Below are 665 nucleotides of genomic sequence, written 5' to 3' on the forward strand. Positions count from 1 at the left end.
TAATGATGGCAGAGAGGTCACACCCGTTCCCATACCGAACACGGAAGTTAAGCTCTCTAGCGCCGATGGTAGTTGGGACCTTGTCCCTGTGAGAGTAGGACGTTGCCAGGCAAAATGGAGGATTAGCTCAGCTGGGAGAGCACCTGCCTTACAAGCAGGGGGTCGGCGGTTCGATCCCGTCATCCTCCACCATATATGTCGGAGGGGTAGCGAAGTGGCTAAACGCGGCGGACTGTAAATCCGCTCCTTCGGGTTCGGCAGTTCGAATCTGCCCCCCTCCACCATTCTTAATTAATGGGCTATAGCCAAGCGGTAAGGCAACGGACTTTGACTCCGTCATGCGCTGGTTCGAATCCAGCTAGCCCAGCCATTAAGAGCCATTAGCTCAGTTGGTAGAGCATCTGACTTTTAATCAGAGGGTCGAAGGTTCGAGTCCTTCATGGCTCACCATTTTAATGAAATATGCGGGTGTGGCGGAATTGGCAGACGCACTAGACTTAGGATCTAGCGCCTTTGGCGTGGGGGTTCGACTCCCTTCACCCGCACTTTTAATAAAATAACTCATACATGTCTTGCGGAAGTAGTTCAGTGGTAGAATACAACCTTGCCAAGGTTGGGGTCGCGGGTTCGAATCCCGTCTTCCGCTCCAATTTTCAATATGACAT

6 tRNA genes and 1 rRNA gene are annotated in these 665 nt (G+C 51.9%); all 7 read left to right on the forward strand.

Annotated features, from left to right (window positions below):
- Positions 1–111: ribosomal RNA gene (gene rrf, locus ACS2CR_RS34295) — 5S ribosomal RNA — on the forward strand; the annotation flags it as partial.
- 5 nt (positions 112–116) lie between these two features.
- Positions 117–192, forward strand: a tRNA-Val gene (locus ACS2CR_RS34300).
- A gap of 8 nt (positions 193–200) precedes the next feature.
- Positions 201–284: transfer RNA gene (locus ACS2CR_RS34305), tRNA-Tyr, on the forward strand.
- Positions 285–295: 11 nt separating this feature from the next.
- Positions 296–370 (forward strand) — tRNA-Gln (locus ACS2CR_RS34310).
- A 4-nt stretch (positions 371–374) separates the two neighbouring features.
- A tRNA-Lys gene (locus ACS2CR_RS34315) sits at positions 375–450 on the forward strand.
- A 14-nt stretch (positions 451–464) separates the two neighbouring features.
- A tRNA-Leu gene (locus ACS2CR_RS34320) sits at positions 465–545 on the forward strand.
- Between the two features lie 29 nt (positions 546–574).
- Positions 575–649, forward strand: a tRNA-Gly gene (locus tag ACS2CR_RS34325).
- Positions 650–665 lie beyond the last annotated feature (16 nt).

Source organism: Bacillus cereus group sp. BceL291, assembly GCF_051776705.1.
In the GTDB taxonomy this organism is placed as follows: Bacteria; Bacillota; Bacilli; order Bacillales; family Bacillaceae_G; genus Bacillus_A; species Bacillus_A cereus.